The sequence below is a fragment of the Candidatus Zixiibacteriota bacterium genome (genome assembly GCA_034439475.1).
Classification (GTDB): domain Bacteria; phylum Zixibacteria; class MSB-5A5; order GN15; family FEB-12; genus JAWXAN01.
The window spans coordinates 36,680-42,679 of record JAWXAN010000050.1; the positions used below are offsets into that span (position 1 = coordinate 36,680).

Sequence of the window (6,000 nt, forward strand, 5' to 3'; positions counted from 1 at the left end):
GCCAAATTTTTTCCCGCGCAGATATCCTTCTATCAATGAGCCGATTACAGAGTCAAAATCGACAATTGCAACCGCTCATACAAGTAGAAACAGACAGCAACCCATTGCGCAATTTTACTAGTAAATCACCAGTGATTCAGAAACGGAAATCCTTTCCATGCGACATAACTCACCTGCAAGAGAGGAAAAAATGAAAACAGGTATTGGAAAGCTGATTGCCCAACTTGCCGAGCCGAATGAACAGATGCCTAAGGCACTCATCTCACGCATCAATACAATCGTCAATCCGTCGGAAACAGTACGCGCGGAGGATGTCCATCCGCGGCAACCATATCGTGTGGGGCGCAGAACAAGTTGAGGAGCTGCGGATTGTCCATCGGAAATGGGCTCCTGAGCGCTTTTCCGAGCAGGCCATGCCAATGCTCAACAGATTCGTAGAAAGTCGGGGCAATAATGACCGAATCACGGACACCGTTGCAAGGGCCATGAGCACACCGATTGGAGAGACTCTCGCTGACCTTCCCACGATTTCGTGGACAGTTAGTTAAGAGTGTAGGTCACGCCTGGACGACCGGCATTCAAGAGGGTGAAAACGTGACCACGTTATGGGGCATGTTACAGGGCTTTACCGCACAGGCCAGGCAATATGCCCACGTAGATGTCCGGGTTAATCTGGAATTACGAGCAGGTAGATTGCTGACCAGTCCAAACTAAATTCCGCTCCTTATCGAGCCAATTCGCTTTCTATGTGAATTGGCTCTTTTTCTTGATCACTCATCTCTTGTATAGGCTCAGATAAAAGGGAAGGCCGCTCCGGATGAGGAATGGCCCACGGTCGTTGAAAAGAATGAGAGTCTACTGACACGTCGCAGTCCGAGCTAAGCTGATAAACAGGTGATCAATCAATGCTGTCAGGTCGCCGATGTCGACGCCGCCAATATTGTCGCAGTTGGCTTCCTGCTCGCAGCAAAGTGGAGCGAAGGATATGAAAAGATTATCAATCAACGCAGTAAGATCGGCAATATCGACCCCGTCGCCGGGATCGCAGTTGACGTTGCCAGCGCTTGCAATGCAACAGCTTAGATTCTTCACGTTGACAGAAATTGGACAGGTTAAAATTGCTTGGGGCAGAGAGATGATTAGATTGCCCAAGTAGATGCCCACGTGCGAAGACACACCCAAGATGCCTTCCATGCGTATCACTGCTGCCTCACCGGCAGACGCCGAGCTGTCGACAGTCAGCGTCAAAGAGGTGGGAGGCAGTGTATCTCCCTGCGAGTCTGCTAAGACTGAGAGGGTTGCAGTATTTATCGTCAAGGAGTTTTGGCCGGTTTTATCGACGACGGCTACTTCCATGCCTATTGTGTCGCCCAAGTTGGCAGACGTTGACCACTGCTTCGGCCAAATTCCCGGAACTGCCACTGATCTGTCAACCTGCGTCAGCTCTAAAGTGAATGCTTCGCTGTCCACTACCTGCACTCCAATTATGTGCACATCATCTTGTACCACACCGCTTGCGGTGGGGTACCCTGTATGCTAAGAGTGTCGGGCGTCCGCGGACCGACACCACAGCACGGGCAAACAACAAGAATTGAAATAATAAACAAAGTAAAGTAAGGAGATTTTATGAACGCATCGATTTTTGACAGGAGTTCACTTTTTGGACTGCTTGGATCAGTCGGACTTGCTTTGGCTACGTATCTTGTCAACAAGCATGTCATACCGTTTCTCAAAATCGGAAGACGGCAGAAATTCGCGGAGTCTATTACCGTTATCGCCGATGAGGTCATCGCTGACCTTCGCGCAAAATATCCCGAGAAAGAATGGCTGAGCAAGCTCGATGAGGCAATCGCGACTCTGGCGTCGATTTGCGGTATAGATCCGCAGGTTGCTAAACGGGCGATCAATGCATCGGTTGCAAGGCGGTAAGGAGTTGTGCAGAAATAGACTTTTAAAAAAGCCGTTCTGCTTTTTTGGGTAGGACGGCTTTTTTATAAAAATCAATCTCAATAGCACGGGGCTGAGGCGCTGCCAAAGAGATAATTCATATAATAGACAGCGTCGCTCAGATTAACTATTCCATCGCAATTGCAATCGGCTCTCAAAGCCCCGCCCACTGGCGCGGCGCCGCCCGAAGTCAGATAGCTCATCAGTAATAGCAGATCGCCGATATCGGCCGTGCCATCATTATCGAGGTCTCCTTTGGCGAATGCGCCAACGCAGGTATAGCGAAGCAAAAGAGTGTGTGTTCCGCGATAATTACTTAAATCTTTTCCTGAGGCTCTGAAAAAGTAAAGTCCGTTTTCGGTCAGACCAGTTGGTTCATAACTCACCGACCAACCATCGCTTCCAGTTAGGTCGGCCTTGGTGAAGGTACGAGTGATGCTCCAGTTCGGGGCATGGACTGATATCATGATGTCGATTCTATGCCAGTTGCTGTTGAAATATATTTCGCTGAATGAGCCGGAATTTCTGACAGGCAATTCCTCGATTGCGCCAGTGAGCGGCGATGCAATATACACTTTATAGCTTCCGTCGGGCTGTTTCCATCCGTTAAAACCATCGACCGCCAGCCAGAAACCTTTATTGCCGCTCAGACCGATTATCACAGCGCGCTCTTCTTCTTCGACCCAGGTTCGAATGTCAAAATAGCCAGGCGCGCGTTTGTAGTCGACTTTGAGCTGGTTCCCTTTGGAGAAGAGATATGAACCCAAGCCGGCATAAAATTTTTCGTCGTAGGTGCCGCGTTTGGCGCGTGTGGCGAAGGATACAGCCAACGCTTCAGCCAGAGCGGTCATTGTCATTGGTGTTGCGCCTTGAGTGGCAACGGCGGTGTAGCCTCGCCCCGCCCAAAGTTTGAGGGCCATAGCGGCTGATGCCGGGCCGCTGTAAAAGTCGCCGAATTCGCCATTGGAAACGAAATTGCCATCGTTGGGATTGCCGTTGTTGTCCCCGGCGCTGAACTGATTCATGAGGGTCAGACCGGCATGATAGGTATTCGCGGCGGGTTTGCGATAGAGTTCGATGAATGACATGTTCTCATCGTTGCAGTTCATCAGAATATTTAAGGGGGAGCAAAAGTCTTCGGCGTTGTCGGGCGATGTTATCCTCGGTGTGGGCGGAGTCGGATCGAGGGTGATAACGGCGGTGGAGAAAGAACTTCGTCCGAGGGTGTCATTCGATGTCGCGCGGAGGGTATACGAACCTTCGGCGAGACTTGAGGTGTTCCAAATTACGCTGAATCCGTTTCCGGAGACAGCCGACGCGGTCCCACTTCGTAGCGGCGATGAGCCATCGTAATCGCGTCCGATCTCGACATGGGGAAGGCCATTGAACGAATAAGAAAATGAAATGTAATCGATGATTGTCGAGCCGGAGCTGTCTGCGGCCCAGAGTTCAGTTTCGCCGAGAACAAGGGCGCTGGTTGAAGGGGACAAGAGGATAGCCTGCGGATTGGGCTGGACTGTTCCGCCTCCGCCGTTACCGCCCGGCACGCCTGCGGCTTCCATTGCAAGGTTGCCGGGAAAGTTGTAGTACTCGTTGTTGACCAAATCTATCCAGCCAATATTTTCGTCCCAGATGTTGAACGAGGTGCATTCGGCGGGTGTGCTGTCGGCAAGGAGGGCGGCATTAACAGTGGCGCTGATGGTGTTGGAAATAAAAAAGCCGGCAAAGAATGGGCCATTGACTACCACTGGGCTGTCGAGAGGAATCCAGATGTTGAATATTCCGCCTCCGGCGGGGATATTGAGACTCCAGTCTTTTGAAATAGCGATAGGCACGCCAGGAATTGGACACCCGGGATAGGATGTATCATCGACAAGCTCCACATCGACGGATACCACAAGCTGAGTTGCGGCATCAAATGACATGGGGAGATTAATTTCGGTAACGGTAAAGGGATATGGATTTGGACAGGTCGCTGAAGGGTCCATATATGATTTGTAGAGTTCGGCCCCCGCAAGCCAGCCTTCGATGAGGTATATGATCTCGCTGTTGGGAGACACAGAACAGGTGTCGGCTGTGGCAAGCGACGGGCTGAGACGGATGTCTGTTATCAGTGGATTTTCAACTTTACGAATACGAGGCGATGACTTGTCAATGGCATTGGTCGTTGCCGGGAGTGCAAGCAGAGTGGCAAAAACCATAAGCAATTTGAATGATCCTCCACAGGTGGGCAGGCACGGCAATCTTCTCATAGAGGTTCCTTCGCAATGTACGTTGTCGTTTACGGGCCTTTCCTGTGATTATCGTTTGTTTTGCGGCAGACTTAAGGGTGTACGCGGAGGATTTACGGATATATAGGGAGCTGTGCAGATTTTGAACAGGGGGGGATGTGCATTGTCACCTCAGCACTCGACTCTGTCACCCCAGCGTGCGGGACTGTTGCAAAAGCCCTGTTTAGGCGAGTGAGGGATGTATCGTTCGTTTGGACTGTTGATCTATCGATACCGTTCCTGGGAACGTTTGTCTTGAGCCCAGATTCTGTCTCAGAGCATTTATTATCCTCTGAATTGCGTACAAAGCCGCATAGGGACACTGACCATGGGCAATTACCCGTTTGAAGTTCATAACCGCAGCAATCAGCAGACACTGCAGACGCATCTTGGACAGACCACGCCGCCAGGCACGCCGCAATCCATGTCGCTCTTTAGCCTCAGCAAAGATTCCTTCTATTACCGGAGCACGACGTCGATACAAACTGCGAAAGCTCTCGCTCAGGCTATCGGCCCATAAACGAACCAAAGCCCCATGATGAACACCGGCATTGAGACAGCGCTGAGGCGCCACGGTACACTGAGCTTTCAGGTCACAGGGACGGCAGGCATGTCTCGACGCTCGATACTTCCGTCGCTCTCGACGACCGCTAAAGGAACCGACACAGCGTAAACGTTGACCGGCCGGACAGATAAATTCATTGACCTCTTCATCATAGCTAAACTGCTCAATGCCAAAATACTGTTCGCTCATAGCGCTCTTGGGCTTCCGCGGAGGACGAACCAGACGTATCCCGCGCGCTTCACAGCCAGCTTGATTGGACGCACTGGCATAAGCCGAATCCGCGCACAGAACCTCTGGTGTCCGAGCCAGACGATCCCGTGCCTGGTCAACGACGCCCAGCATACTCTCTTCCTCACTGTGATTCGCTGCCGTCACCGTGACAGCCACCACCACCCGCGAGGTATCATCGACCACCGTATGCTGCTTGTAGCCCGGCTGCTTCGTACCATCTCCAAATCGACCAAAACGGGCATCCCCATCGGGACTGTCGACTTTGTTTACTTTCTGCTTGTCTAAATCGGCCCGCACTGTCGTCGCATCTACATGCAGGACTTTCCCCTCGATCAACCCGCTTGTCTGACATTGGGCAATACTGCAAGAGAATACATTATTGAAAACCTCGTCGCCCATGCGGTCAAAGGCTCGGGACACTGTCGAATGATCCGGCAGCTCCTCGTCAAGTTCATAGCCGATAAACCAGCGGTAGGCCAGGTTCACCTGAACCTGACGCATGAGCTCACGAACATGGCTGATCCCCTCTACGGCTTGAATCACGAACAGGCGAATGATCACCTCGGGATCAACCGATGGCCGACCGTTATCCTGGCAGTAGGAGGAGCGTACCGTTTCATGAACGAAGCTGACATCCAATACGCCATGTAAGCGACGCAGGCGATGATCTACAGGGACAAATGCTTCCAAAGGAGGAAGAATAATCATCCGTTGTTGTATCTGTTTTCGTTTTGTTTGCATGACTATAAACAAATCATTTACCAAATAAAATCAAGAACTTTTGCAACAGTCCCAAACGCGGGAATCCAGGGTAAATAGAAGTGCAGTCAGGCGCCCCCGCCTGACTGTTCAACCATAGTGTCGGGCGAGGGATAGCATCCCCAGCATGGGCGCCCGACACCACACTAACGATATTTGTAGGTCAGTCCCGCCGCGGCGGACTGACGTCCGATATTCGCCAAGATAAAGATCACACCGCAAGCAGTG

The 6,000-nt window shown here is 51.5% G+C and carries 5 protein-coding genes; 2 read left to right on the forward strand and 3 right to left on the reverse strand.

Annotation, left to right across the window (positions count from 1 at the left end; genetic code table 11):
• The first annotated feature begins 190 nt into the window (after positions 1-190).
• Positions 191-358: a hypothetical protein gene (locus SGI97_07735; protein MDZ4723777.1), complete on the forward strand. Its 168-nt coding sequence runs from the start codon at positions 191-193 to the stop codon at positions 356-358.
• A 497-nt stretch (positions 359-855) separates the two neighbouring features.
• On the opposite strand, the gene SGI97_07740 is transcribed toward SGI97_07735, so the two are convergent.
• Entirely contained in the window at positions 856-1,470 is a 615-nt protein-coding gene (locus SGI97_07740; GenBank protein MDZ4723778.1) for a hypothetical protein, read from the reverse strand.
• Between the two features lie 156 nt (positions 1,471-1,626).
• On the opposite strand from SGI97_07740, the gene SGI97_07745 reads away from it, so the two are divergent.
• Positions 1,627-1,929 carry a hypothetical protein gene (locus SGI97_07745; protein MDZ4723779.1) on the forward strand — a complete coding sequence of 101 codons (303 nt, stop codon included), beginning with the start codon at positions 1,627-1,629 and terminating at the stop codon, positions 1,927-1,929.
• Between the two features lie 77 nt (positions 1,930-2,006).
• Here the strand turns inward: SGI97_07745 and SGI97_07750 are convergent, their stop codons facing one another.
• Positions 2,007-4,199, reverse strand: a complete 2,193-nt coding sequence (locus SGI97_07750) for a dockerin type I repeat-containing protein (protein ID MDZ4723780.1) — start codon at positions 4,197-4,199, stop codon at positions 2,007-2,009.
• Between the two features lie 202 nt (positions 4,200-4,401).
• Positions 4,402-5,754, reverse strand: a complete 1,353-nt coding sequence (locus tag SGI97_07755; protein ID MDZ4723781.1) for an IS1182 family transposase — start codon at positions 5,752-5,754, stop codon at positions 4,402-4,404.
• Between the last annotated feature and the right edge of the window lie 246 nt (positions 5,755-6,000).

What these genes read in the sequence shown, in the direction of transcription:
- SGI97_07745 (MDZ4723779.1), top strand. Translation starts at nt 1,627, where the DNA reads ATGAACGCATCGATTTTTGACAGGAGTTCACTTTTTGGACTGCTTGGA.
- SGI97_07750 (MDZ4723780.1), bottom strand. Translation starts at nt 4,199, where the DNA reads ATGAGAAGATTGCCGTGCCTGCCCACCTGTGGAGGATCATTCAAATTG.
- SGI97_07755 (MDZ4723781.1), bottom strand. Translation starts at nt 5,754, where the DNA reads ATGCAAACAAAACGAAAACAGATACAACAACGGATGATTATTCTTCCT.
- SGI97_07735 (MDZ4723777.1), top strand. Translation starts at nt 191, where the DNA reads ATGAAAACAGGTATTGGAAAGCTGATTGCCCAACTTGCCGAGCCGAAT.